The sequence below is a fragment of the Streptomyces sp. McG3 genome (assembly GCF_018619185.1).
GTDB lineage: Bacteria > Actinomycetota > Actinomycetes > Streptomycetales > Streptomycetaceae > Streptomyces.
In genome coordinates, this window is record NZ_JAAXYC010000048.1 from 1 (window position 1) to 25,767 (window position 25,767).

The following is a 25,767-nucleotide window of genomic DNA, read 5'->3' on the forward strand; positions in this document are numbered from 1 at the left end:
GGCTGTACCGGGGCCGGGGCTTCCTGGATCACGGGGTCGCCCTCGTCGGCAGCTCGGACCGCCCCGTCACGGACGGTTCGCCGCTGCGGGCGATCCAGTTCATGGTCGAACGCGCCTCCGTGTCGGGCCGCCTCGTCGGCCCGGACGAGGCCGTCACCGTCGACGAGGCGCTGCGGGCCTACACGGTCGCCGGCGCCCACGCCTGCCGCTGGGAGGAGTCGGCGGGCGCCCTCTCGCCGGGGATGCGCGCCGACCTGGTCGTGCTGGGCGACGACCCGCACCGCGTGGACCCCTCACGGATCGGGGACATCGAGATCGTCGGGACCTTCGTGGACGGCCGGGACGCCCGCGTCGCGAGGTGCCATTAGGCTCGGCGCCATGCGTGGGGACAAGGCGGAGAAGGCGGGACGCGGGGCGGGCGCCGCGTGGGTGGCCGTCGTGTCGTGCGAGAACCTGCCGGGCTGTCCGCGGCCCCCGGCGGCCCTCCGCGCCTGACTGCGGGACCGCGGCGTCGACTGGTTGCCCTTCGCCGGGAATCTCGTCCGCTTCGATCTCCTCTGCGGCGTCGGCGCGGACGGGCACCGGCGCGGTCAGTACGTCGTCCATGTCCGCGCGGACGCGCTGCGCGTCCTGGGCCTGCACCCCGATCAGCCCACCGCCGCGGTCGCCGGTCCCTCCCCGCCCCGCTGGTGGCACGCGGCCGCCGAGCGCAACGCCGGACGGGACCTGGCGTGCTGACGGCCCATCCGCCCGCGCTCCTTTCCAACTCCGGTCACATCAAGTCTCTTTGAAGGCTTCCGGGTGGTCGGCCCAGGTCCTCCCGGCGGCTGGGTGGCAGCCCGGTGGCCGTCCCGGAGACAGCACGGTCGAGACCGGTGGGAGAACAATACGTCGCCCTTTTCGTGTTATTTAGGGTGAATGCGGACATTGGCCCGTAGGTTGGGGAGAAGCGCCACCCGAGTGGCGTCCCGTGTCCCCCGACCCGCAACCGGCCCGGGACCGGGCGGCCGCCGTTCCACCGGCCGCCGGAGTCCCGCGCCACAGGTCATGAACGAGGAAAGGCAGGGCAGGTGAACGTGCTGGGGATCATCGCCTCCGGTGTGGCCGCGCTGTTCATCACGGTCGCACTCGCCAAGGTCGCCCGCCGTGCGGCGCTCCGCGCCCACGCCCCGGACGAACCGGGCGGACGTACGCCACGGGCCGCGGCGCTGCGCAGAACGGGCGGAGCGACGGCCGTGCTCGGCGTCGGCACGGCGGCCGGCGGGGCCCTGTGGCTCGGCGCGGCGGACGACTCCGCGGGCTCCCTCGCGGGGTTGCTCGCCGGGGCCGGGACCGTCGCCGCCCTGGGGCTCGTCCATGACCTCAAGCCATTCCGGGCCGCCCTCCGCCTCCCTGTTCAGACGGCCGCCGCGATCCTCGTCGTCTGCCTCGCGGGACTGTCACCGGCGGCGGCCGTCCCGGCGGTGCTCTGGATCGTCCTCGTCACCAACGCGTTCGCCCTGCTCGACCACGCCGACGGACTGTTGACCAGCGTCGGGCTGGTCACCGCCGCCGGGCTGCTCGCGTGCGCCACCGTCGGCGGGAGCCCCGCCCTCGCCCTGCTTCCGGCGACCCTGGTGGCGGGCCTGGCCGGCTTCCTGCTCCACAACTGGCACCCCGCCCGCCTCCGGCTCGGCGCCTCCGGTGCGCAGTTCACCGGATTCGCGCTGGCCGCCTCCGGCGCGCTGATCCAGGCGGCCGCCCCGTCGGGCCGCGCCGCCTGGGCCGCGCTGCCGGTCCTGGCGACGGTGGCCCTCGCCGACACCGCCCTGGTCCTGATCTCCCGCCGCCGCGCCGCGCGTTCCCTCCTGCGCGACACGGACGACCACATCGGGCACCGCCTGCGCCGGGTCCGCGTCACCGTGCCGGGCACGGCGGTCCTCCTGGGCCTGTGGGCGGCCGTGCCGGTCACCACCGCGACACTGGTGTACGCGGAACTCCTGCACCCGGCTTTCCTCCTCCTGCCGTCGGCCGGGACCGCGGCCGCCGTGTACGCCCTGCTGAGGATCCCGGCGTACGCACCGCCCCGCACGGCCCCGTCCCGTACCGCCGCCCGGCGCACCACGGCGCCCACCACCGGCGCCGCGATCCCCTCCGCCACCTCCGCACCGGGTGTCACGGGCCCGGCTCCCGGGAAGGGCGCGCCTTCCGGCAGCGCCAGGACCGCCGAGCGGCATCCCACCGTGCCGCCCCCGCCCACCGGCCGGTCCGCCGCCGCGGTCGCCGCCGAGCGAAGCTGACACCGCCCCGGTACGTGATCACCCCCGCAGCCGGCCGAGCGTGGCACGGGCCGCGGCACGCGCGTACGGGGCGAGCATCAGATACGGCGCCCACGGCCAGGTGTGCCGCAGGCAGTACACCCACCACGGGCGGAGCGGCAGCTCCTGTACGGAGGCCGCCCGGCGCAGGGCCTCCCGGACCCCGATCCCCGGCTCCCGGGATCCCGGAGCGCCCGGTCCGCCCACGCACTCACCGGCATGCCCCGGGGCGACGAACGCGCTCACCCCGGCCCGCCGCGCCCGGCGGCCGTGGTCGTAGTCGCCCATCCGGTGGCGGAAGACCTTGTCGGGGTCCCCGACGAGGTCGTACACGGCACGGGGCACCAGCACCACGCGCCCGTCGTACGTGTCGCAGGGCTCGGGCCGGTGCTCGCCGGGCTCGACGAGGGCCAGGGAACGTCCCCGCCGGCCGGAGTACACCGTGTCCCCGTACGCGTTCCGCACCGCGCCCACGACAACGGACCCGGGCCCGGCCGTCCCGGCCGTCCGCAGCAGGTTCGCGAGGGCGTCCGGGAAGAGTTCGACCCGGTCGTCGAGCCAGAGCTGATGCGTCCACGAGTGGGTCGGCCCGCCGGGCGTGCCGCCGAGCGGACCGCCGCCCCCGCCGCCGCTGCGGCTGTTGCGGCTCGCGATGCGCAGCGCCTGGTTGTGGGGGACGTCCGCGCCCACCGACATCACCTCCACCGCCGGATGCCGCAGCCGGACCGCCTCCGGCGTACCGTCGGTGCTGCCGGTGTCCACGAGATGCACCCCGAGCGTCGTCCCGGCGGGGAGCCCGCGCTGCTCCTCCAGGGCGCGCAGCGCGGAGAGCGTTCGCGCGCGGCGGTCGTGACTCGTCATCAGCACGGCCAGGTGAACGGAGTGCACAGCGGGCTCCTCAGCTCCTGAATCTCATCATTCACGCATAAAAGCTGATATTCCGCATAGGCTGGGCGGGTGAGCGCCCAACCGACCGCGAACCCGCTCGGGCCGACGTGGGGCCCCGCTTCCCCGCGCCGGGCCGGCCGTCTCGTGCCGGTGCTCGCCTTCCTGCTGGCCGTCCTGTGCGTGACGACGGTCGCCCTGACCGCGACCGTCCGGTCCACGGTCGCCTCGCCCGGCTTCTACCAGGCGGTGCTGGACGAGGAGTCGGCCTACGACCGGCTCTACGGCGAGGTGCTCGTCGACCCGGAGATCTCGCCCGTCACCCGCGATCTGCTCGCGCACCTGCCCGTCCCCGAGGCGCTGGTGACGTCGAACATCAAGGTCGTGCTGCCGCCCGCCACGGTCCGGGCCCTCACCGACCAGCAGATCGAGGCCGTGACCGGCTACCTGCGCGGCGACCGTGACGAGCTCCGGCTGACGGTCGATCCGGCCCCGGTGCTGGAGAACCTCGCCGACCTCGCACGCGTCTACTTCGGCGATCTGGTGGCCAGTATCCAGGGGAGCGACCGGCCGGACTTCGCACGCTTCACCGCCGACCTCGTCACGGCGCTCGACGCCCTCAAGGAGGGCCGCGCCCCGAACCTGCCCACGCTGCCGCTCACCGAGGACCAGGCCGACCGCGCCGCGGACGCCCTCCTCACGACGGTCCCGGAGCGGGAGCGGGCGGCGCTGCGCCCCGAGATCGAGGTGGCCCTGGGGGAGGGAGACGTATCGACCGCGCTGGCGGCCACCGCGGCCGCCGCGCTCTCCGACGGCTCACGGACCGCCGCCGCCGACCTCCGCACCACCCTCCAGGACGGTACGTGGGACCTCACCGGCACCCTGACCACCGCCGGGATGGACCTCACGGCCCTGGAGCGGGCCCGTGACGCCATCAGGCTCCTGACCCTGCTCCAGGTCCTCGCCCTCACCGTCGCACTGGCCGCGCTCGCGACGCTCTGGTTCACGGGTCCCGCCGCCCCGGCCCGCCGGCTCATGCGACTGGGGCAGGCGCTCGGCTGCGCGGGAGTCCTGGCCGCCGCGGCCGTGCTCCTGACCCGGCTGATCACCGGAGGACGCCTCCTCACCACACCGTCCTCCTGGGCCCCGAGCGTCACCGCGCTCGTCGACGACCTCCAGCGCAATGCCGTGAACCAGGCGGTGGCCACCGGGCTGAGCGCCGCCCTCACCGGCCTCGTCGGCGGCGTGCTCCTCATGGGCGTGGGCTGGGCGCTCCTGGTGCGCCCGGGTCGGATGCCGACCCCGACAGCGGTGCGGACGACGGCGGCGGGCGTGGCCTGTGCCGCACTGGCCGGCGTACTGCTCGTGCCGCCCGTCTTCGGCCCGTCCGCACCCCGCCAGTGCCTGGGCAGCGGCCGGCTGTGCGAACTGCGCTACGACGAAGCCGCCTACCTCACCTCGCACAACGCCATGTCCACCACCGCGGACCGGTTCATCGGCCCCCTCCAGGACCCCGACATCACCACCCAGCTCAACACGGGCGTCCGGGCCCTCCAGCTCGACACGTACCGCTGGGAGCGCCCGCAGGACATCGCCGGGCGTCTCGGCTCCCCCGAATTCACCCCCGAGCAACGGCGCCTGATCACCGGCGCCATCGACCGGGCGAACCCGCCGCGCGAGGGACTCTGGCTCTGCCACGGCGTCTGCCGCGCCGGGGCCATCGAACTGGTCCCGGCCCTGGAGGACATCGGCGACTGGCTGCGCGCCCACCCCACGGAGATCGTGACGCTCATCGTCCAGGACGACATCGGCCCAAAGGACACCGAGGACGCGTTCCGCGCCGCCGGCCTGGAGGACCTCCTGCACACCCCCTCGGCGGATCCCGACGCCCCGTGGCCCACCCTGGCGGAGATGATCGACAGCGGCCGCCGACTGGTGGTGTTCGCCGAGAAGGCCGACGGCCCGGCGCCCTGGTACCGCAACTTCTACCGGTACGGGATGGAGACCCCGTTCGCCTTCCGGAGCCCCTCCGACATGACGTGCGAACCCCACCGGGGCGGCACCGGGAAACAGCTCTTCCTGCTCAACCACTTCATCACGAACGCGGGCGGCAGCCGCCTGGACGCCGGCCGCGTCAACGCCCGCGACTGGGTCCTGGAGCGGACCCGTGCCTGCGAGGCGGAACGCGGCAGTCCGGTCACCTTCATCGCCGTCGACTACACGACGGTCGGCGACGCACTCGGTGCCGTGAACGAACTGAACTCCCGGCGAACAGAAGGCGGCTGACAGACAATCAGCGACGGTAGGGACCCCGCCCGACGTGCCCGCCACCCGAAACCCCGGGGGAACCGCGAGGGGAGCGTGAGAGGCTACGTTCCCAGCGGCTCCCCACCGTGCGGACGGAGCCGGACCACTGCCGACAGATCGGGAAGACAGCGCCCATGACGCCTCCGAGCGACCCCGCACCGCACGGTGCCCCCGCCGCCGTTCCCGCCCCCGGCGACGGGAGCCGACAGCAGCGCGCGGGCCGTCTGCTGGCCGTGAGCGACCTGCACGCCGCGGTGACCGACAACCGGGCCATCGTGGAGTCCCTGCGCCCGACGTCCGACGCGGACTGGCTGATCGTCGCCGGCGATGTGGCGGAGACCCCCGAAGACATCCGCTGGACGCTCGGACTCCTCGCGGAGCGCTTCGCCCACGTGATCTGGACCCCCGGCAACCACGAGCTGTGGACCCTGGCCAAGGACCCGGTCCAACTGCGCGGCCAGGCGCGCTACGACCACCTCGTCGAACTGTGCCGGGACCTCGGAGTGACGACTCCGGAAGACCCGTTCCCGCTCTGGCCGGGCCCGGACGGACCGGTGGCGATCGCGCCGCTCTTCCTCCTGTACGACTACACCTTCCGCGCCCCGGGCACGCACACGAAGGAGGAGTCGCTGGCCGTCGCACACGAGTCCGGCATCGTCTGCAACGACGAGTACCTCCTGCACCCGGACCCCTACCCGACGCGGGACGACTGGTGCCGCGCCCGGGTCGCCGCGACCGGGCGCCGGCTCGCGGAGCACGACCCCGGGATACCCCTCGTCCTGGCCGGGCACTGGCCGCTGGTCCGGGAACCCACGTCGGTGATGTGGTACCCGGAGTTCGCCCAGTGGTGCGGCACCGAACTGACCGCCGACTGGCACCGCCGCTTCAACGTCACCGCCGTCGTCTACGGCCACCTCCACATCCCCCGTACGACCTGGTACGACGGGGTGCGTTTCGAGGAGGTCTCCATCGGCTACCCCAGGGAGTGGCGCGAGAGGGGACACCCGCGAGGCCTGCTGCGGCAGATCCTCCCCTACGAGGGGCAACCCGCCCCACCGGCCCGCACCGACGCCGAACCGTCCGCACAGCGGCGCACCCCCGGAGGCTCCTCGTGATCGAGCGACTGCTGCCCGCCGACGTCTCCTGTGCCGCCACCCGCGCGGAGACCGTCCCCGACGGGACCCTCTTCCCGGAGGAGGAGGCGCTGGTCGCCAAGAGCGTGGCCAAACGCAGGAACGACTTCGCGACGGCCCGCGCCTGCGCCCGGCGCGCCATGGCCGGACTCGGTCTGCCACCGGTGGCCGTGCTCCACGGTCACCGGGGGCGACCGCTGTGGCCCGAGGGAGTCGTCGGCAGCCTCACCCACTGCGAGGGGTACCGGGCGGCCGCGCTGGCCCGCGCGAAGGGCGTGCTGTCGCTCGGCATCGACGCGGAACCGCACGCCCCGCTCCCCACCGGCGTAAGGGAGTTGGTGACCCTGCCCGCCGAACGTGCGCGCATCGGCCCGCCCGCGCCGGAAGGCAGGGGAGAAATCCACTGGGACCGTGTCCTGTTCAGCGCCAAGGAGAGCGTCTTCAAGACCTGGTACCCGGTCACGGGGATCGAACTCGACTTCGTCCAGGCTGATCTGACATTCCATCGGACAGGCGGTCGAAGCGGCAACGACGGCACGCCTCAAGGGGACACCGCTGCCGAGGGCACGTTCGCCGCGCGTCTGCTCCTCACGGACCCGGCCCTGCCGACGACGCTGCACGGGCAGTGGCGGATCGAGGACGGCATCGTCGCCACGGCCGTGCTCGTCCGGCCCGACTGGCGGGAGGACGAGGGGGCGTGACGCCCGGCCGGCCGGACTGCGCGAGGGCTGCGCCGTGGCGCTCGGCGAATCGGGGCCGCAGCGCAGTGGCGTTCAGCCGGTCGTGGGGGCGGTGAGCGGGCGGCCCAGCCCCACGTTCCACCGGCCCGACCGGCCGCTGAGTTCGGTCAGCGTCAGCGGGGCGACGTCCAGCCGCCAGAACGCCTCCGCCGGCAGCCGCAGGCCGTGGACGACCGTCGCCCGGACGACGGCGGCCTCGGCCACGGCCAGGAAGCCCGCGCCGGGTGCGTCCGGTCCGCCGAGCGAGTCCAGCCACCCTCCGATCCTCCCGACCAGGTCCCGCAGCGACTCGCCGCCGTGCGGGGCGGCCGAAGGATCACCGAGCCAGGCGGTCAGCTGCGCGGGTTCGGCCGCCGCCACATCGTCGAGGCGGCGGCCGGACCACCGCGCCAGGTCCCAGCCGGCCAGACCCGGTTCGGTCCGCGTCGCCAGCCCGAGCGCCTCGGCGGTCTCGCGGCACCGTCCGGAGGGGCCGCTGAGCGCGAGCCCGGTCACCGGCACCGCGTCGGCCGCTGCCCGCGCGCGCTCCCTGCCGGACCGGTCCAGGGGAGCGTCGCCGTCGAAGCGGGCCTCCCGCAGCGCGGCGTTCATCGCCGGTGAGATCAACATCACCCGTACTGTCATGTCCCTGCCCTCACTTCTTCACCAGGGGCCCCAGGGCCCTGTCGCCCCAAGGGGTCCGTGCTCACCGACCCCGCAGATTGGACCATGGCGGTGCCCGCGTGCAGGGGGTATGGTCGCGTCGACCATGACGAGGGTGCGACGGAAGCCCGGTGAGAATCCGGCACGGTCGCGCCACTGTGAACCCGCCCGCGCGGGGAAGTCAGACCCGGCACCTTCGTCCGAGGCACCACGACAGGGACGCGTGTTCCCACAGGAGGTTCTGCCATGGCGCAGTCCGCCGTTCCGGCGACAGGGGCATCCACGATCGCCCCGATCTCGGCGAAGGCCATTGCCCCGTGGGCGGTCTTCTTCGGCATCATCATGCTCGTCCTGCTGTACTTCGTCGGCGCCGAACAGGGCGCCACCGCGCTCATCTCCGGCGAAGGCGTCCACGAATGGGTTCACGACGGCCGTCACCTGCTCGGCTTCCCCTGCCACTGAGACACCTGAGCAACCAGGGAATCAGCGGACACGGGAAGCAAGAGAAATCAGGAAACCAACGTGAACTCCATATCTGTCAGAGCTCTGCTCGTGCGCGGCATGCTCGCGGGCCTGATCGCGGGCGCGTTCGCGCTCGCCGTGGCCTACTTCCTCGGTGAGTCCCAGGTGGACGCGGCCATCGCCCTCGAAGAGGCACACAGCCACGACCACGGCGGTGGCGAGGAGTTGGTGAGCCGCACCATGCAGGCCACCGGCGGACTCGCCACCGGTGTGCTGGTCTTCGGCGTCGCCGTGGGCGGGATCGCCGCCCTCGTGTTCTGCTACGCGCTGGGCCGCATCGGCGACTTCGGCCCCCGGGCCACCGCGGCGCTGATCGCGGGCGCCGCCCTGCTCACGGTCTATGTGGTGCCGTTCCTCAAATACCCGGCGAATCCGCCCGCCGTCGGCAACCCCGACACCATCGGCGAGCGCACCGCCCTGTTCTTCCTGATGGTCGCCCTCAGCGTGCTGCTGGCCGTCGCCGCCGTCATCACCGGCAGACGGCTCGCTCCTCGACTGGGCAATTGGAACGCGACCCTGGCGGCCGCCGCCGGCTTCATCCTGCTGATCGGCCTCGCCTACGCCTTCCTGCCCTCCTTCGACGAAGTGGGCAAGGACTTCCCGGCCGGTCTGCTGTGGGAGTTCCGGCTCTCCACGCTCGCGGTACAGGTGACCCTGTGGAGCGTCTTCGGCGTCGTCTTCGGGCACCTCACCGAACGGCTTCTGTCGCCGCCCACCCTTGCCGCGACGCCCCGAACGGCGAGCGCGGTGAACTGAGCCCGACCGTAAGCGCACGCGCGGACGCACCAGTGCGGACGTACTGACGAGCACGAAGGAGCCCGCCGGGTAAGCCCCGGCGGGTTCCTCTGCTGTGCGGGCAGGTCTCAGGCGGGTAGCAATGATTATTAGCGTCGCTACGCTTTCGGTGTAGCGTTGCTATTGCTTTGGTGTTAGCGTTGATTACATCGGGTTTCACGGGACCGCCGCGACCCCAGTCGCCAGGAGCAATGCCATGACCGAACGGGCCATGACCGAACAGTCCGCATCCGTATCCGCATCGGCACCCACATCGACTACCAGCGCGGAGTCCGTCGGCGCACGGTCCGCGCGCGCCGGTGGTGCTCCTCGCCGGGTGGCCGTGGTCACCGGGGGATCCCGGGGCATCGGCCGCGAGAGCGCTGAACGCCTCGCCGCCGACGGTTTCGCTGTCGTCGTCAACTACGCGGGCAACCGGACCGAGGCGGAGGCCGCCGTCGCCGCCATCACCGCCGCGGGCGGCGAGGCCGTCGCCCAACAGGCGGACGTGGCCGACGAGGCCGCCGTCGCGGCACTCTTCGACATCGCCGAGGCCACGTTCGGCGGCGTCGACGTGCTGGTGCACGCGGCCGGGGTCATGGCGCTCGCCCCGCTGGCCGAGCTCGAACTCGACACGCTCGACCGGATGCACCGCACCAACATCCGGGGCACGTTCGTGGTCGACCAGCAGGCCGCGCGGCGGCTGCGCGAGGGCGGGGCCATCATCAACTTCTCCAGCTCGGTGCTGGCCCTGGCCCTGCCCGGTTACAGCGCGTATGCCGCCACCAAGGGCGCCGTCGAGGCGATGACCCTGATCCTCGCCCGCGAGTTGCGCGGCCGTGACATCACGGTCAACGCCGTGGCGCCGGGGCCGACCGCCACCGCCCTGTTCCTGGACGGCAAGGACGAGGAGACCGTCGCGAGGATGGCCGCACAGCCGCCGCTGGAGCGGCTGGGGACCCCGCAGGACATAGCCGAGGTGGTCTCCTTCCTCGCCGGCCCGGCCCGCTGGGTCAACGGCCAGGTGCTGCGGGCCAACGGCGGCATCGTCTGAGCGGCCGCCGTGCCGCTTGATAGCGTCCGTCCGGTGAGTACGAGTACCCGGACACGCATCCTGGAAGTGGCCGCCACCCTGGTCAGGGAATCTCCCGACGGAGACATCTCCACGCGCGCGGTGTGCGAGGCGGCGAAGGTGGGCGCCCCGGCCCTCTACCGCCACTTCGGCGACAAGGAGGGGCTGTTGTCGGCCGTCGTCGACCACGGCTTCGAGCAGTACCTGGCGACGAAGAGGGAGCGCGGCGAGACGACGGACGCCGTGGAGGACCTGCGCCGGGGGTGGGACAGCCACGTCGCCTTCGCCCTCGACAACCGCAACCTCTACCGGCTGATGAACTCACCGGCGATGCGCACGCCGCCCGCCGCGGCGCTGGAGTCCCACCGGATCCTGACCGGCGACCTCGAACGGGCCGCGGCCCAGGGCCGGATGCGCGTCGCGCCCGGGCTGGCCGCCCAGATGGTCATGTCGGCCAATGTGGGGGTGGCGCTGATGCTCGTGTCCCGCCCGGCGACGTTCGACGACATCGAGGTGTCCCACCGGGTGCGCGACGCGCTGTACGCGACGGTGCTCACGCCGGAGGCCCCGCCCGGCACACCGCCGGACGCCGAAGTCCCCACGGCGGCGGCCCGGTTGAGCGCCCTGCTGCGGCAGGAGCACGGGGCGGGTCTGAGCAGCGCCGAGGCGGCGCTGATGAAGGAGTGGCTCGACCGGGTGGCGAACGCCCGGCCGGGCGGCTGAACCGAACCAAGGGCGCGGCCGGGGCGTGTGGCCGTCAAAGGGGTCGGACACCGGGGCGTCAGGCGACAGACGTCCTGGTGCCGGGTGCCGGGGATCTGGCGCCGGGGATCTGGCGCAGAGGGCAGGAGGCAGGGCGCGGCGGTCGTCATGGTGCGGGGGAAGAGGCATCGTGATCGCGGAGGCCGTCCTCCGTGCGGCGTGCCGCGTTGCCGACGATCCGTTCGAGGCTTTCCTGTACGTCGTGTTCCGTGCTCCCGTGCGGTGCGTACGCGGACACCGTGAGCACGAGGTCGCCGTTCCACAGGAGGAGGGTGCGGCCGGGGCGTCCCCCGTCGTCGGCCGGTATCGCGTAGGCGGCGTCGTGGACCTTCTCGGGCCCGCGTCCGTGGGCACGGTCGAGGTCCTCCTTGACGCGGTACGCGTGACGGGCGGCCTCGGTGGCCTCGTACACCGACGCCCTGGTGCTGAGCTTCCAGAAGGTGCCGTCGGGAGCCTTGAGGTCCGCGAGGCAGCCGGTCTGCCGGTAGAGCGGCCGCGCACCGTTCTCGCCGATGTCCTCCTGGGCGTCGGGGGAGGCGGAGTCGGTGGTGCTGCCGAGGGTGAAGCCCTCGGCGGGTGCCTCGCCCGTGAGGAGATCGCAGGGTCTGCTGGTCCAGCTGTGGGTTCCCGGTGGGCGAGCGGTCCGCTCCGCCGCCTCCCGGTTCTTTCCGTCATCGGCACCGGAGCAGCCGGCCGAAACCGCCACCGCCAGCCCGATGAGCGCGGCCGACCGCGCCCGGCCTAATGCGGCACTCCTGGATCCGTGCATCTCCCACCCCTTCGCCCTGGAGATCCCATTGTCCGACGCTCGTATCGGCGGGTAAAGGAGACCGGGCCCGCACCGAGTGGTGCGGGCCCGGTGACACGGAGCGGTCAGGAGCGCGTGGCTCCGGGGCCGAAGTCGCCGGTGAGGGCGGCGGCCATCCGCAGATACGGCACCGCGTCGGTGGTCCGCCCCTGGCGCTCCAGCGTCCGGCCCAGCATCAGGTGCGCGTAGCTCTCCACCGGGTCGAGCTCCAGCACAGTCCGGAGCTCCTGCTCCGCCTTGCCCAGCCGGGCGGAGTGGTAGTAGGAGCGCGCCAGCAGCAGCCGCGGCGCGACCTGCTCCGGCGCTTCGTCGACGAGTCCGCCCAGGATCCGCGCGGCCGTCAGGTACTCCCTGGCCTCGAAGAACATCTGCGCCCGGTCCCACCGGTCGGCGGCGGTGCCGAACTCGTAGTAGGTCTCGGTCTCGCTCACGTGTCCTCCTTCATGTGGTGCGGGCCGGCTCCGGACCGCCCCGCCGTGCGTTCAGCGATGACAACACCGCACAATGGTTGAACATTCCACTAAAATTCTGGCGTGGGACCCGGTGCTCCACGCCGCTACGGGAATAGGTTGAGCGCCATGAGCAATCTCGATCGCCAGGCCACGCCCTCCGTCTGCGGAGGGCGCGGCTTCGTCGTCGCCGAGCCCGTCCGTGAGCTTCTCGCCCCCCGCCGCGTCCAGCTCGGCGAGGGCACCGAGGTCCGCCGTCTGCTGCCCAATCTGGGCCGGCGCATGGTGGGCGCCTGGGCCTTCGTGGACCACTACGGCCCCGACGACATCGCCGACGAGCCCGGAATGCAGGTCCCGCCGCATCCCCACATGGGTCTCCAGACCGTCAGCTGGCTCCATGACGGGGAAGTGCTTCACCGGGACAGTCTCGGCAGCCTGCAGACGGTACGCCCCCGCGAACTGGGTCTGATGACCTCGGGCCGCGCCATCAGCCACTCCGAGGAGAGCCCGAAGGAACATGCCCGGCTGCTGCACGGGGCGCAGCTCTGGGTGGCCCTCCCGGAAGCACACCGCACCATCGAGCCGCACTTCCAGCACCACACGGATCTGCCTGTCGTCACCGCCCCCGGTGTGACCGCCACCGTCATCCTGGGCGAACTGGACGGTGCGGCCTCGCCCGGCACCGCGTACACCCCGATCGTCGGCGCCGACGTGGCCCTGGCCGGTGGCGCCGAGGCCCGCCTGCCCCTGGACCCCGACTTCGAGTACGCGGTCCTGTCCATGTCGGGCGAGGCCGAGGTCGACGGCGTCCTCGTGCTGCCCGGCTCGATGCTCTACCTCGGCTGCGGCCGCACCGAACTGCCTCTTCGCGCCGTCTCCGACGCCGGGCTGATGCTCCTGGGCGGCGAACCGTTCGAGGAGGAACTGGTCATGTTCTGGAACTTCATCGCCCGATCCGGTGAGGAGATCGTACAGGCGCGAAACGACTGGGAGAAGGGCTCGCGGTTCGGCGAGGTGCGGGGCTACGACGGCGCCCGCCTGTCTGCCCCGGAACTGCCCACGACCACGCTGAAGCGACGCGGACGAGTGCGCTGACCTGCGGAAACCTGGAGACGGGCTGGCCGTGCTTCCGCTGGCGGTCGCCATGCTGGAGCTCTGATCCGCATTCTGTCCTGGGCTCGGGGCTTGGGGGTCTACTGGGTGTGAGAGGAGGTACGTCGAGTCTCGTGGTCGAGCTTGTGTGTCAGGGTTCAATCGGATCGATGCTGACCTCTTGCTGACTTTTCTGATTGCCTGTCAGGTTGTGGTAGCCGTCTGCCGCCTGTATGCCGGGAAACCGGTCCCGGGGCGGAGTCGCTGAGGGGTGACTGGGTGCCGCAGAACCCAGACGCCGAATTCGTCCGGCTGACCGCCGAGCCACCCTCGCCGAAGCCGGGAAGTACCGCATCGGCTGGCTCCGGCGGCTCTTACCGACGACTTCCGAAGTCGAATGAGCCTCGCCCGAGTCCGCCCGGACAGGCCCTGGGTGGACATGCGAGCTACATCACGGGAAGGGAGACGGTGATGGTCCTGCTGGTCGCGGTCACGGTTACGGCGCAACTCGCCGCGAGCGTGCAGACCAGGGACCAGCCGTAGCCGCCTTCAGTCGGCTCATCGGGAACCGTCGCCACCGGCAACCCCACTTGGTGGTCGGAGGTGGTCACCCTGCCCCGATCGTCCTGGATCGCGACGGTGAATCCAGCGAAACTACCTCCACGCCGTATCGCGTTGGTGAGACGTTCCATCAGGTGGGCGGAGGTTCGTGACTCACCCGATCGAGGTGCGTGCGGCGCTGGTAGTGGCAGTGGCGGGCGATGGCCTGGTGACGTCGGCGCCAGTGGGACCAGTAGAGCCGACGGGTGGGTTGCCGGTGCCGGGCTGCGGGGGGATGGGCAAGGTCCAGGAGCCGTCGGATTTCTGCCACGGTGAGGGGAACGAGGCTGCTCGAACCGTTTCTGCGGCCCCCTTCTCGAGGGCGGGAGCTGTCATCGCGGCCAGGAAGGCGTGCGCGAGCATCGCCAACACGGTGGGCCATCAAGGAGTGCTTCCAGGCCGCGAAGAACGAGTGCGGCCTGGACCAGTACGAAGTCCGGAGCCCACATCGACAAGCTCCGCCACCTCCAGAGCCGGGGCATCGACCAGTTCGCCGTCTACGACATGCACGACAACCGCGAGAGCACCACCGACTCCTACCGCACCAAGACCATCCCTGCGATCCACGCCTGACGAGAAGCCGCCGAGCCTCCGTGCGGCCGATCCGATGTGGTGCCAGCCGACCGGCCCGTCTCCGTCAGCCCTCCCTTCTCACTCTGGCTCCCCGGTTTCTGCCTCCAACAGTGAACGAGTATGCGGTCCGTACACGCCGAGCCGGTCCACGGACGCGCCCGCCCACCACTGGTAGACCTCCACGGCTATGGTGACCTGTTCGTCGTAGACGCCGTCTGCTTCGCCCTCGTACGCACCTATCTGGGCCAGCCTGAGCTGTAATTCCACTACGTCTGCCCCGTGGCTTCCGAGCCGTAGTGTCACCATGCGCGGTGCCGATGAGGTCGACGACGAAGAAGGTGGCGAGGGGAGCAGGCTGGGAGGAACAGTTGTCTGCCGTGTTGTGGGAAACGAGGGGGCCGCCAAGGAGCTCCTGGCGGCCGATGCAGACGGTACCGCCGAGCGCTTTGGTGACACGGTTGGCGACTCCCTCGGGGCGGAGGTGATGCGCCTCGGGAGAGACCTGAGGGGTTCCTCCGACTGTGCGAAAGGGGAAGGTTCCGCTGGCCTTTCGTCATAGACGAGAGAGCATCCGTATATGGCGGTTGCTCCGAGCAGCGTCGAAATGGCAACGGCTATGCCGACCGCCAAGCGCGCTCTCACTGTCGCCTGCCGCGTCTCGCCAGGCCGGAACGGGGCCATGTTGAGCGTTTCGGCACGAACACAGGATTCCTTTCGTCGCACGGGCAGTCCGAAATGCTGCTACCAGTTGGCGGAGCCGAAGAATTTCCTCTGGTGCGAAAGCGAGGCGTGACTTACGGGGGCACTGCTGACAGGCCAGGATGACTTTTCTGGCCTGTCAGGCGCTGTCGTTCTCGGCGCAAGGAAAGAAGCCGACGTCAGTTGCGGCGTGAGTCTTCGACGCGGATCAGGTTGCGGCCTCGCATGGTGTAGAGCATTCCGCGTTCGTCGGCGGACACGTGGGGCTGGCCGCCGTACCAGGCGCCCTCAAGGCTGTCCGCTAGCACGGTGATTTCGAAGGTGTGGGGGTCGAAGCGGTAAAGGGCCGCGGCAGACACGCCGTAAACGCGACCGCGGGTGACGACCAGGTTTGACCGCTTGGCGGCCTGCGTCGTGATGTCGGCTCGGTGGACAATGGTCCGCCGCGCCAGGTCCACCACGCGGAATCCACCGTTGTTGAGCACCACGTACAGGTGACGGCCGCGTACGGCCATGCCTGTGACGGGGGCGTTGTGCTCGGGGTCGATGCTCCACAGAACACGACCGGTCATCGGGTCGAGGGCCGCGATCTCTCCAGCGGGGCCGGTTCCACCATCGCCGCCGCCAATGTAGGCGAGGCCGCAGTGGGCCACGACAGCCGGGATCGACTGGCCGGGTCCGAGCGGGTATTCGTAGACGGTCATCGCGTCTCGGGCGGGGTCATAGGCACCCAGGCAGCTGCCTCCGGAGGCATCGGCGAGCGCGACTATCAGGACACGCTTGTTGTCTTCGTCCCAGGTCACGCATTCGGGTCGGTTGAACTTTGACGGCAGCGGCGCCGCCTGTGCCGGGTCCGCCTTGCGGGCCGGGTCGTAGGCCCACAGCCCTAGGCCGCTGTACTGCCCCATCCATAGTTGCTGGTCGGCCCACGTGGCGTCCTTGGTCTCGCCCGGCGCCACCAGATTGACCACCTCGCCGGTTTGGAGAGAGTGCCGCGCGACGGCTCCGTTGCCGCTCACGTAGGCGTAACCGCCGCCGGCCGTGACGTTCATCGCGAGCTGCGGCTCGCTGGGGGCGCCTGCCGCGATCAGGTCGGTCCGGGTGGCGGTGCGGCCGGACAGGTCGATGTGGGCGACGAAGCCGTAGGCGGAGACGGCATGCAACCGCTCCTCGGCGTAGGCCATACCCCAGACCTCCCCGATGTCGAGGTCATCGATCACGATCGGGTTGACGGCCATGGTCTTCAGCGAGCAGACCCGGACCTGGCCCGCGCCGACGAGGAAGTAGAGGTCGTCGTCGTGGGCGAGCATCGCCTTGGAGGTGATTCCCTCGTGCCGGACCACCCGGTACGACGTGGGGTCGTTGGTGTCGATGACCGCGATGTGCGAGCCGGAGGCGTTCGCTGTGCCGACGATCAGCCGGTCGCGGTGGATCCGGAGCTCGCGGACGGTGTCGTCCTCAGCCAGTTCGGGAGGAAGGATCGAGGTGAACCGGCCGCTGGACCGGTCATAGGCCGACAGGACGGCTTTGCTGGCCTGACCGCCGCCCAGGGTGTTCCCGGCGCCGAAGTAGACGGTCGTATCCGTGGCGGCGATCGCCCGGGCACCGGTCGCGGTGGGTTCGGCGATACCGAGGGCGTTCACCTCACGTGTGGACGGGTCGAATTGCCACAGGTTTCCGCCGGGTTCCCGGCCACCGAAATAGACCACCCCGTCCGGGGCCACGTGGAGCGCCCAGATACGTACGTCGCCGGCCCTGCCGAGCGCCTCGGCCGGGGCGGCGGGGTTCTTCAGGTCCCATCGGTACAGCGTCGGGACGCCCCCGGCGGCATTCTCCGTGCCGAAGTACAGATAGCGGCCGGTGGGGTCTGCCGCCATGGCCTGCGTCGAACGGCCGTCTGCCACGGAAGTCCGGCCAGTCACGGTGGCCGACGGGATGTGGTAGGCGAGAACGTACATCGGCTCCAGGTTGCGCGACCCGATGTAGATCGTGTCCTCGAACTGGTAGGCGCTCTTGGAGCCGAACTGCACCACTCCCGGGCCCAGATCGGTCTCCTTGGCGTGAGGGCGGGGCGACGCTTGCACCGGGGAGACGGGCAGACCGGCCGACGCGGCGGCAAGGACACCGGTCGTCCCCAGCTGTAGCAGGTGGCGCCTGGACAGGTGCGGGGTGTTCGACATCGTCAACTCCTACTTTGGTCAATGACGAAAGTAATGTCCTCGCTCGGCTGGTCGGCGTCAAGGGGGTGAACGTTGTTCCGTGGCACTCGCTGCTCGACTGCGCTGCGGCGGACTCGGTGATGGAGGCGACCGACCGGCGCATGGTTCGCTGATCCGCTCGGTGAGGCGGTCGTGGAGTCGACCGGTCATGCCGATCGCCGTCCAGCGGCCGCGAAACCGGCCCGGACACGGCAGTCTCTGCAGCCGTGAACTACTGGTCAGTGGTAGGGGGCGTCAACGTCGGTCCGAGTGCAGGGGCCATTTCTGCTCCAGCCGCCGCGGGCATAGCGCATTCTGTCGGCTCTTCGGCTGATTTTGTCTTGTCGGCAGGCATGGGAGCGTGCGATGAAACCAGTTGTCCGAGGTATGCCGCGGACGGTACTTGTCCAGCTCATCCCTTTCGTGACCACTGGGTCGGCTTTATGTATGGCCGAGGGCAGTTGAGTTGCGCCTGCGGTGGTTGGTGAGGCGGCCGCCAGCTTGTAAAAGACGTCATGGATGTCGGTTCTTTGCTCTTCACAGAGCCGGGGGCGGTTGAATCCGCACCGCTCTCGCTGGTGCCGCGCACACTGATACGCGGGGGGCGCTGCACCTGCGGTGACTGGCCGTGCTATCCAGGTGAGGCCGGAACGCAGTTGTTCACAGATTTCGTCAATACGTTGAAAATCGCCTGCTGTTACGGTTCTTGTCCTCGAATGGCGTGTTGAGGGATGGTCGATATCGGCTCGCGTCAGCGAACCTGCCACCATCTCTCCCAGGAGGACTTTTTCGTGCCCCTTATATCCCGGCGTAACACATTGGTCGCCGCGGCAGTTCTCAGTGCGCTTGCCATGGCTCCGGGTGGCACCGCCGTCGCCGACCCCACCCTTGAAGGCGCCGCTGATGCTTCGTCAGCGGTCGCACTCTCCCATAGTGCCGCGCCCTCGTGGTCGGCTGGAACTCGCGCCTACTTCGTGATCACGTCGCCGAATGACGTGGCGAGGGGGCGTTCGGCGGTGGAGGCGAGCGGCGGCGCCGTGTTCGCGGCGTACGACGCGATCGGTGTGCTCGTGGCGCACTCGACCTCCGCCGGCTTTGCCAACAAAGTACGTGTTGCGAAGGGTGTCCAGCAGGTCGGTGCCACCCGCACCTCGGACGTGCCCGCCGACGCGTACAACCCCGCGATACCCGCGACAGCACCTCAGAGGCCTGTCACAGAGCGGGAGATCCCTCGCTGGGACATGACCCAGATCAAGGCCGACCAGGCGTGGAGGGTCACTTCCGGCTCGGCGTCAGTGAAGGTGGGTGTCCTCGACACGGGAGTGGATGACCGGCACCAGGACCTCGCGCCCAACTTCAACGCGGCCGACTCGGTCTCCTGTGCCTACGGCAAGGCCGACAAACGCCACGGCGCCTGGCGCGACATCGACACCCACGGCACGCATGTGGCGGGAACCATCGCAGCGGCGAAGAACGGCAAAGGCATCGTCGGAGTCGCTCCCGGAGTGAGGATCTCCTCCGTGCGTATCGCCGAGCAGCCCAGCGGGCTGTTCTTCCCCGAGAACACCGTCTGCGGGTTCATGTGGGCAGGTGACCGTGGCTTCGATGTCACGAACAACAGCTATTACACGGACCCGTGGGAGTTCAACTGCCCGGACGACAAGGACCAGGCAGCCATCATCGAAGGCGTGCGGCGCGCTCAGGAGTACGCCGAGCGCAAGGGGTCTCTCCAGGTGGCCGCCGCAGGCAACTCATCGGTCGACCTGGCCAACAAGAGTGTGGACGAGGCAAGCCCCAACGACTCCACGCCGGTCCACCGCCGCATCACCAACGCATGCATCGACATACCCACGGAGCTGCCCGGTGTGGTCACCGTCTCCGCCACCGGCACGGACACCGGCCTTGCCTCTTACTCCAACTACGGTGACGGCATCATCGATGTCGCCGCGCCCGGTGGAACCTCTGGGGGAGGCGTCTACTCGACGTTCCCCGGTGGCAGGTACGAGGCCATCAGTGGCACCTCCATGGCGGCTCCCCATGTAGCGGGTGTGGCGGCACTTCTGGCCAGTGCCAACCCCGGTCTCACGCCCGCTCAGATCCGTGACCGTCTGGACGCCGACGCCACTGATCGCGGCTGCGCGAGCGACGGCCGGTGCACCGGCCGGGATGGTGACAACAACCTCTACGGTCAGGGCATCGTCGATGCACTGAAGGCCGTCGGCGGGAAGCGCAGGTAAAGGGACTCTGCCGATGAGCGTCCGCGAAGGCGCTCATCGGCTGAGGCGTTGGTAGCGCGGTTCAATCGCGCGCCGTCGGGGGCCCGACGGGCCTGTTCCACTCGGCGCCGAACCCGATCACGGGCGGAGGCGTCCGGCGCTGGTGCCGGTTCGTCGTTCCGACGAAGGCCTCCGCGCCGCCAGTGCCTCGCCAGGGATCAAGGCGGCCTCTGCCCGGGACGGAGTCCCCGAGTTTCGAGATGCTCGCCCACTCAGCCATGCGGTGTGTCCACTGCCGCTAGCGCGGCCACGCCCACCAGGTCATCCCGCCGTACCGACTTTCGCTTCCCACGGCGAATCCCGCAGGCGCGCCGCCCGGCCGGGCGGCGTCCCCGAGAAGGAAAGGCTCTACGTGACCCCCCACACCAACTCCCGGCGTCCAGGACGCAGAGTCCGGATCCTGGCATCCACCATGGTTGCCGGTGCTCTGGTCGCCACGGCGCTGACCACCGCCGGCAACTCCGCAGCGGCTCCCCGCCCGTCGGCCAGGGTCGCCGCCGAGCCGGACACCAAGCGTCTGTCCGGCGACCTTGCTGACCAACCACTCAACTGGACGAAAGAGTGTCCCTTCTCCAGCGAGGTTGCCAAGAGAGCTGCCGAGAAGGCGGACGGCATTGCCGAGGCGGCAGCTGCCAGCGCCCGGAAGAATGCGAAGAATCGTTCGGCTAAGACCAGGGGAGAAACTGGTGAGCATCCCCGGGGCATCTGGTGCGCCACGATCGAAGTGCCGCGCGACTGGCACGACCCCGACGACGGCAACACCATCGAGGTGACCCTGCAACTGGCCCGTACCGTGACCGAACCGGGGCACCAGGGTATCGCTCTGGTGAACCCGGGTGGGCCGGGGAGCGAGGGCCTGAGCTGGGGCTCCGGGATGGCGCTCGCCGCACCCGAGCTCTGGGGCAAGTACGACTTCGTCGGCTTCGACCCCCGTGGCGTCGGTGGCAGCACCCCGCTGAGCTGCACCTTCACCGTGCCGGACGAGTGGGACGACGACGAGGTCACACGCAGACAGTACGAGGCCTGTCAGAATAACCCGCTGACCAAGTACATCACCACCGAGCAGACCGCCTACGACATGGACTTCATCCGGGTCCTGCTCGGACAGGCGAAGACGAGCTACATCGGCTACTCGTACGGAACCTGGCTCGGCACCTGGTATGCCGCCACCTTCCCGAGCAAGACGCACCGCATGCTGCTCGACTCCGCCACCGATACCACCTCCGGTTCGCTTCAGCGCACCTGGGATCTACAACCGATCGCGCGCGAAAGGCAGTTCCAAGACGCTTTGCTCGCCTACATCGCGCGCCACAACGACGTCTACAAACTGGGTACCGACCCGGCTGGGATCCGCGCGAAGTGGGAAGCGGGTGGCGGTAGCGAAACCGTCGAGGGGCAGTTCTCGATGGCTTACTTCATCATCCCCGCCACCTACGACACCAGCCTGTACCCATCAGCCGCAAAGGCGATCGTGGAGATCGGCAAGAAGGGGCTGAAGGCGCCTGGCAGCACCGTGACGAAGATAGAGAACCTGGCCCAGCGAATCCTCGCCGGGTCCGGACTCAACGCGGATCAGCGTGCTTTCGTCAATGAGGCGAAAACTGAAGCCCTCGCGGAGCTGAAGCAGCGGCAAGCCGCAGCAGGCGCGACCGAGACGTTCAACGGCACCTTTGACGCCATCCGCTGCCAGGACGGCCAGTGGAACCAGGATCCCGCTCACTGGGAGAAGTGGAAGCAGCACTTGGAGCGTGAGGCTTCGTCGATGGCGCCGTTCTACTCCACCCCGATGTGCTCCTTCTGGAAGACCGGTCTCGAGATGCCCGCGCCTGATGCGGCGACCTTTCCCACGGCGCTCATAGCCCAGTCCGAACTCGACGGTGCGACGGCCTATGAGGGCGCGCTCGATGCGGCACAGGGGCTGCCCGGCGTGAAGATGATCAGCGTGGACAACGAGGGCAGCCACGGGCTGTTTCCCTATGGCACCCCGTGCGTCGACGGTCCGATAGAGAAGTACCTGCTCACCGGCGAACAGCCCACCCAGCACTTCAATGTGTGCCAGGGGGCGCCCTTGCCGAACGAGACGGAGGTGTTCGAAGTCGGCGAACGCCTGGTCCCGAGTGCGAAGGCGGAGCGCCCGGAAGTGACCGAGGGCATGAAGGTGCTCCGAGACCTGCTGCGAGAGGCCAACCCGTCGCATCAGTACTCGAAGTAGTAGCACAGCACCGTGGTGAGTTGATCGTGCCAAGGCAGTTCGAACAGACGCTCGGCCGAGGGGATCCCCGGCCGAGCGTCTTGCGTGGGCGGTGGTGCACCGAGGTCAGGCGGGATACCGCCTGGCGCCGAGTCCCCAGCCGCCGGTGACGGCACTGAAGTCCACGGCTTCGGCAGCCTCGCGGCGGAGCCGCTCGGCACTTCGCGCGACATCGGTGACCACGTCACCGCGTTCGGCGATGAGGCGGTCGTAGATCGGAGCGGCACCTTCTTCGGGGGCATTCACGGATTGGGCTCCATTCCAATGTGGGCACACCAGGAGGCTGGGGCCCGACGGATGTCGGGCCCCAGCCTCCTGGAAAGGCCCGGTCTTTGGAGACGGGTCGGAGTGCTCCCCTCGGGGAAGGACTGCGATGCCGTAGCCGTAGTTGGGGCCGGCGGCCCGGTCGAGGACCTCAGCGGTGCGAGGAGGGATGACGCGGCGAGGAGCGGGACGCCGCCCCGGAGCGCATCAGTCGGCGCAGTACTGCTGTTCCTTGCCGATCGAGCGGTACATGCAGTCGGCGCTCTCGATGAGTTGCAGCACTGCGTCGCGGTTGCGGGAGGTCTCGCGCTCGATGACCTCGTCGGGCGGGTAGAAGCCGCCGTCGCGGTTGCTGGTCGGGTACATCTCGAAGGTGTAGCCGAACACCTTCTGGTCGCCCCACAGCCAGTCGTCGATCGATCCGTCCGTGACGTAGAGGTCACTGGACTGCATGGGCTTGTAACCGTTGCTTGCCGCCATCTTCCGGCCGACGGCGGCGAAAGCGTCCCGGTCGTCCTGCGTCATGCCGGGAGCCGTGTCGCTGGTCGTGAAGCCGTAGGGCCAGAGCACCAGTTCGCTGTAGGTGTGGAAGTCGATTCCCGCCGTGATCTGCTGCTCGCCGCCGACGACTCGACCACGGACGAAGTCGGCGACCACCTTGACCTCGGGGGCTGATTCGGCCCTCGCGCCACGGTAGGTGTTGTCGCGGGGAAATACGGACGAACCGTCGCAACAACCCCAGCGGTGAGCCCAGTTGCGGTTCATGTCGGTTCCCCGGTAGGCGGAGCCGGGGTTGGGCTGCGTGTTCTTGCGCCACGAACGGTAGGACCCGGTGGCGATGTCGTACGCGCCGCCGTCCGGGTTGAGGTCGGGCAGGACCCATATTTCGCGGTCCTTTACCGCCTTGGTGACCCGGCTGTCCTTCCCGTAATCGTCGCCGAACTCCCGAAGCAGGTAGAGCGCCATCTCCACCGTGAGGTGCTCTCTGGCGTGCTGGTGGTGCGTGAGCAGCACCTCGGGTTCGTCCTCATCCGCTGCCGCATTGTCGCTGATTTTCACAGCGACGATGTCCCGTCCTTCGTAGCTTTTGCCGATCACCTGCTTGCGCATGATCTCGGGGTGAGCGGCGACCTGTCGGTCGATTTCTGCGGTGATCTCGGCGTAATTGTGGTAGCCGGCATCGGTGGGCGGGAAATCGAAAGCCTTCGCTGCGGATGCAGGCAGCTTGGGGGACGGAGCGGGCAGGGGCTTGAGCGTGTGCCCGAGAGCGCGGAGTTCTCGTGCCTGCGCCCTGTCGGCGCTGACGACGACCGTGTGCTGCTTGACCTCGTCGATCGAGACCCCGGTGGCGGCGATCGCGGACCGTTCCGCCGGAGCGCTCGTGCCCTGGATCTCGTACTGCCCGACAGCCTCGAGGTCCGCTGCTGCGGGACGGTGGGTCGGCTGGCTGGCGCCGGCGGTCAGAGGGGCCGCGACGGCAAGAGCGATGCCTATGGCAAGTGCGGTGGCAGCCCGTCGGTCTCGACGGATCCTGAGACGCATAATTCCTCCACGAGAAAGGGCCGGGGTAAGCAGTGCGGAATGGCTGCTGCCCTCCCGGATATGCCATGAAGGTTAGGACGATCTGCAATCCGATAACAGGTCACGCACGGAACTTTGCTGACAGCTTTTTCGACTTTGACTTTTTTCTGCGTTCAAGATGGAGAATCCAATACCTTCAAGCTAAGCTTGAACGAACTGTGTCTTTTGTCGATCGATTTGTGTCACCCGTTTCCTGAAGTGGGTCATGCTTGGTGGGGCCTTGTCGACCGCGGCCAGCGGCACGGCAGTCACCCCCACCCGGAACTGGGGGCTCCGGGTGGGGGTGAGAGTGGGCCCTCAGCCGGTTGCGAGGGGGGTTGGGGGCCCGGATCATGATGGGAGACCCGTGGGCCTACTTCGTGATGAGCTTCAGGCGGTAGTGCTTGAGTGCGTCATCGAGGGGCTGGAAGTAAGAGGCACCGCGAGAGTTGACCTCGCCGGTGCAGCGCTGCCCGGACGGCCCGCCCGAGGTCATGCCCTGGGCCTGGTTGCCGGAGATGTAGGCGCCGCCGCTGTCCCCCTGCTCCGTGCAGACGGTGGACTTGGCCAGGCCGCTCACCACGGTCTGGGGTTCGAGCCTGCCGTCGCCGTAGGTGACCGTGACGTTGTACGAGGTGACTGTGCCGCAGGTCCATCCGGTCGTTCGACCGGACTTGCACACCACGGACCCCGGGGCGGCGCGGTCGCTGCCCTTCACTGCGATCGAGTTGGCCTTTCCATGGGTGTACACCTCCGTTCCGATCGAATTGCCACGCAGGACCTCGGCTATGCCCATGTCCACGCTCCGCTTGCCGACGGCGAAGCGGCTGTTCACCGACTTGGCGAAGGCCTTCCCCTTGTAGGTCAGAGAGGGGAGCTTGTCGATGCAGTGGCCTGCGGTGACGAGCATGTCCTTGCCGGCTTTGTCCTCGGCACCGAAGCCGACCGAACAGACAGTTCGGCCCATACCCATTTCTCGACCGGGAGGCACGACTGCCTGGGTTTCCAGCCGCTCCGCGCCGGTGACCACCCGTACCGCGTCGCCGTTCTTCCTGGCCGCGGCGAGGAAAGACTTGGCTCCGGGCTCCGAGGGGTCGTTCACCTCTACGGTCACGGTGTCGGAGGCGACGTCGACCGACCACGAGGAAACCCCTTCGGGTATCTCCTTATTGGCCCTCGCGTCGAGCTTCGCCTTGATGCTGTCGAGCTCCTTCTCACCGTTCTCGGCGATCCGGGCCTCAAGTCCCGCGTCCTGAATCTCCTTGGCGGCTTCGCCGTCGACAGCGTTGACGATCATGTCGCCATCGGAGTCGATGAAAGCGCCGAGGGTCTGCACACCCTCCTTGCGGAGGCCGGTGAGCTGTTCCTGCTGCTCGCTCTCCTTGTCGAGGCGGTCGACAGCCGCCTCTTCGCTCACGCCCATCGACGCCGCGAAAGCCTGCACCATGTCCGCCTCGTAGCGAGGGGGCTCGGGCTGCTCGACGGAGACGGCGTATGCACCGGTGGCGATGCCGGTCGCCACGACACCGATTGCCGTGGCAAGCAGGTACTTCCGCGTCTTCTTACGAGAATGCTTCACGTGGTTGCTTTCTTCCTCTCATGCGGTGGCAGTGCATCCGAGAATTGATGGCATGGTGAGCCGCGGCGCAAATGCCGGGATGCCAGTTGGATGCCTACCGGGCGGCTGTTACGGTCTTGCCGCACCACGCACTCTGCCGTATGCGAAACCTTGGCAACAAGCTCAGCGGGCACAGTCTTCACTACAGAACTGCGTTAAAACTGTGGGCGGTTCGTGTGCGACCTAGATATGGCCGGTTAGGACACAAGACCGTCAGGGACGTGAAGTGAGCCCCAGGGAACTGG

22 protein-coding genes and 1 pseudogene are annotated in these 25,767 nt (G+C 69.5%); 14 read left to right on the forward strand and 9 right to left on the reverse strand.

Going from position 1 to position 25,767, the window contains the following annotated elements; genetic code table 11:
• The 3 genes from HET64_RS11120 to HET64_RS11130 all read left to right on the forward strand — a co-directional run.
• Positions 1–368 (forward strand): amidohydrolase family protein (locus tag HET64_RS11120; RefSeq protein WP_215104328.1); only part of this gene is annotated, 368 nt, incomplete at its 5' end.
• Positions 369–519: 151 nt separating this feature from the next.
• Positions 520–738: a hypothetical protein gene (locus HET64_RS11125; protein WP_215104330.1), complete on the forward strand. Its 219-nt coding sequence runs from the start codon at positions 520–522 to the stop codon at positions 736–738.
• A 332-nt stretch (positions 739–1,070) separates the two neighbouring features.
• Positions 1,071–2,279 carry an MraY family glycosyltransferase gene (locus HET64_RS11130; RefSeq protein ID WP_215104332.1) on the forward strand — a complete coding sequence of 403 codons (1,209 nt, stop codon included), beginning with the start codon at positions 1,071–1,073 and terminating at the stop codon, positions 2,277–2,279.
• Between the two features lie 18 nt (positions 2,280–2,297).
• Here the strand turns inward: HET64_RS11130 and HET64_RS11135 are convergent, their stop codons facing one another.
• The gene (locus HET64_RS11135) at positions 2,298–3,185 is read right to left on the reverse strand and encodes a glycosyltransferase family 2 protein (RefSeq protein WP_215104334.1); all 888 of its coding nucleotides are present in this window, start codon (positions 3,183–3,185) and stop codon (positions 2,298–2,300) included.
• Between the two features lie 69 nt (positions 3,186–3,254).
• On the opposite strand from HET64_RS11135, the gene HET64_RS11140 reads away from it, so the two are divergent.
• The 3 genes from HET64_RS11140 to HET64_RS11150 all read left to right on the forward strand — a co-directional run bounded on the left by HET64_RS11140 (position 3,255) and on the right by HET64_RS11150 (position 7,323).
• The gene (locus tag HET64_RS11140; RefSeq protein WP_215104336.1) at positions 3,255–5,468 is read left to right on the forward strand and encodes a hypothetical protein; all 2,214 of its coding nucleotides are present in this window, start codon (positions 3,255–3,257) and stop codon (positions 5,466–5,468) included.
• 155 nt (positions 5,469–5,623) lie between these two features.
• Positions 5,624–6,604 carry a metallophosphoesterase gene (locus HET64_RS11145; protein WP_215104338.1) on the forward strand — a complete coding sequence of 327 codons (981 nt, stop codon included), beginning with the start codon at positions 5,624–5,626 and terminating at the stop codon, positions 6,602–6,604.
• Entirely contained in the window at positions 6,601–7,323 is a 723-nt protein-coding gene (locus HET64_RS11150) for a 4'-phosphopantetheinyl transferase superfamily protein (RefSeq protein WP_215104340.1), read from the forward strand. Before HET64_RS11145 ends, HET64_RS11150 begins: the two co-directional genes overlap by 4 nt.
• Before the next feature lie 72 nt (positions 7,324–7,395).
• On the opposite strand, the gene HET64_RS11155 is transcribed toward HET64_RS11150, so the two are convergent.
• Positions 7,396–7,986 carry a histidine phosphatase family protein gene (locus HET64_RS11155; protein WP_215104342.1) on the reverse strand — a complete coding sequence of 197 codons (591 nt, stop codon included), beginning with the start codon at positions 7,984–7,986 and terminating at the stop codon, positions 7,396–7,398.
• A 264-nt stretch (positions 7,987–8,250) separates the two neighbouring features.
• Here HET64_RS11155 and HET64_RS11160 point away from each other — a divergent pair, with 264 nt between their 5' ends.
• The 4 genes from HET64_RS11160 (at position 8,251) to HET64_RS11175 (ending at position 11,095) form a co-directional block, all read left to right on the forward strand.
• A complete protein-coding gene (locus HET64_RS11160; protein WP_215104344.1) occupies positions 8,251–8,466 on the forward strand; it encodes a CbtB-domain containing protein in 216 nt (71 codons plus the stop codon).
• Between the two features lie 60 nt (positions 8,467–8,526).
• Positions 8,527–9,282, forward strand: coding sequence for a CbtA family protein (locus tag HET64_RS11165; RefSeq protein WP_215104346.1), 756 nt, complete (start codon positions 8,527–8,529; stop codon positions 9,280–9,282).
• Positions 9,283–9,532: 250 nt separating this feature from the next.
• The gene (locus tag HET64_RS11170; RefSeq protein ID WP_215104383.1) at positions 9,533–10,354 is read left to right on the forward strand and encodes an SDR family oxidoreductase; all 822 of its coding nucleotides are present in this window, start codon (positions 9,533–9,535) and stop codon (positions 10,352–10,354) included.
• A gap of 33 nt (positions 10,355–10,387) precedes the next feature.
• Complete coding sequence (locus HET64_RS11175; RefSeq protein ID WP_308369974.1) at positions 10,388–11,095, forward strand: TetR/AcrR family transcriptional regulator; 708 nt, start codon at positions 10,388–10,390, stop codon at positions 11,093–11,095.
• Between the two features lie 145 nt (positions 11,096–11,240).
• Here the strand turns inward: HET64_RS11175 and HET64_RS11180 are convergent, their stop codons facing one another.
• Together HET64_RS11180 and HET64_RS11185 are read right to left on the reverse strand one after the other, a co-directional pair.
• The gene (locus tag HET64_RS11180) at positions 11,241–11,903 is read right to left on the reverse strand and encodes a hypothetical protein (RefSeq protein ID WP_215104348.1); all 663 of its coding nucleotides are present in this window, start codon (positions 11,901–11,903) and stop codon (positions 11,241–11,243) included.
• 104 nt (positions 11,904–12,007) lie between these two features.
• Entirely contained in the window at positions 12,008–12,373 is a 366-nt protein-coding gene (locus tag HET64_RS11185) for a tetratricopeptide repeat protein (RefSeq protein ID WP_215104350.1), read from the reverse strand.
• A 147-nt stretch (positions 12,374–12,520) separates the two neighbouring features.
• On the opposite strand from HET64_RS11185, the gene HET64_RS11190 reads away from it, so the two are divergent.
• Together HET64_RS11190 and HET64_RS11195 are read left to right on the forward strand one after the other, a co-directional pair.
• The gene (locus HET64_RS11190) at positions 12,521–13,486 is read left to right on the forward strand and encodes a pirin family protein (RefSeq protein ID WP_215104352.1); all 966 of its coding nucleotides are present in this window, start codon (positions 12,521–12,523) and stop codon (positions 13,484–13,486) included.
• Between the two features lie 948 nt (positions 13,487–14,434).
• Positions 14,435–14,656 carry a hypothetical protein gene (locus HET64_RS11195; RefSeq protein ID WP_215104354.1) on the forward strand — a complete coding sequence of 74 codons (222 nt, stop codon included), beginning with the start codon at positions 14,435–14,437 and terminating at the stop codon, positions 14,654–14,656.
• Positions 14,657–14,734: 78 nt separating this feature from the next.
• Here the strand turns inward: HET64_RS11195 and HET64_RS11200 are convergent, their stop codons facing one another.
• Positions 14,735–14,923: a peptidoglycan-binding protein gene (locus HET64_RS11200; RefSeq protein ID WP_215104356.1), complete on the reverse strand. Its 189-nt coding sequence runs from the start codon at positions 14,921–14,923 to the stop codon at positions 14,735–14,737.
• Between the two features lie 611 nt (positions 14,924–15,534).
• The gene (locus tag HET64_RS39865) at positions 15,535–17,385 is read right to left on the reverse strand and encodes a PQQ-binding-like beta-propeller repeat protein (protein ID WP_215104358.1); all 1,851 of its coding nucleotides are present in this window, start codon (positions 17,383–17,385) and stop codon (positions 15,535–15,537) included.
• Between the two features lie 986 nt (positions 17,386–18,371).
• On the opposite strand from HET64_RS39865, the pseudogene HET64_RS11210 reads away from it, so the two are divergent.
• Both HET64_RS11210 and HET64_RS11215 read left to right on the forward strand, forming a co-directional pair.
• Positions 18,372–19,775 (forward strand): annotated as a pseudogene (locus tag HET64_RS11210) (S8 family serine peptidase); the annotation flags it as partial.
• 406 nt (positions 19,776–20,181) lie between these two features.
• The gene (locus HET64_RS11215; protein ID WP_215104360.1) at positions 20,182–22,041 is read left to right on the forward strand and encodes an alpha/beta fold hydrolase; all 1,860 of its coding nucleotides are present in this window, start codon (positions 20,182–20,184) and stop codon (positions 22,039–22,041) included.
• 105 nt (positions 22,042–22,146) lie between these two features.
• Here the strand turns inward: HET64_RS11215 and HET64_RS11220 are convergent, their stop codons facing one another.
• The 3 genes from HET64_RS11220 to HET64_RS11230 form a co-directional block, all read right to left on the reverse strand.
• Complete coding sequence (locus HET64_RS11220) at positions 22,147–22,326, reverse strand: hypothetical protein (protein ID WP_215104362.1); 180 nt, start codon at positions 22,324–22,326, stop codon at positions 22,147–22,149.
• Between the two features lie 225 nt (positions 22,327–22,551).
• Positions 22,552–23,886 carry a M14 family metallopeptidase gene (locus HET64_RS11225; RefSeq protein ID WP_215104364.1) on the reverse strand — a complete coding sequence of 445 codons (1,335 nt, stop codon included), beginning with the start codon at positions 23,884–23,886 and terminating at the stop codon, positions 22,552–22,554.
• A 391-nt stretch (positions 23,887–24,277) separates the two neighbouring features.
• Positions 24,278–25,483, reverse strand: a complete 1,206-nt coding sequence (locus HET64_RS11230; RefSeq protein WP_215104365.1) for a S1 family peptidase — start codon at positions 25,481–25,483, stop codon at positions 24,278–24,280.
• Positions 25,484–25,767: the final 284 nt, after the last annotated feature.

Bases quoted from the DNA above. Each gene is read 5' to 3' on its own strand.
- HET64_RS11145 (WP_215104338.1), top strand. From the start codon at position 5,624: ATGACGCCTCCGAGCGACCCCGCACCGCACGGTGCCCCCGCCGCCGTT.
- HET64_RS11155 (WP_215104342.1), bottom strand. From the start codon at position 7,986: ATGACAGTACGGGTGATGTTGATCTCACCGGCGATGAACGCCGCGCTG.
- HET64_RS11160 (WP_215104344.1), top strand. From the start codon at position 8,251: ATGGCGCAGTCCGCCGTTCCGGCGACAGGGGCATCCACGATCGCCCCG.
- HET64_RS11170 (WP_215104383.1), top strand. From the start codon at position 9,533: ATGACCGAACAGTCCGCATCCGTATCCGCATCGGCACCCACATCGACT.
- HET64_RS11180 (WP_215104348.1), bottom strand. From the start codon at position 11,903: ATGCACGGATCCAGGAGTGCCGCATTAGGCCGGGCGCGGTCGGCCGCG.
- HET64_RS11190 (WP_215104352.1), top strand. From the start codon at position 12,521: ATGAGCAATCTCGATCGCCAGGCCACGCCCTCCGTCTGCGGAGGGCGC.
- HET64_RS11225 (WP_215104364.1), bottom strand. From the start codon at position 23,886: ATGCGTCTCAGGATCCGTCGAGACCGACGGGCTGCCACCGCACTTGCC.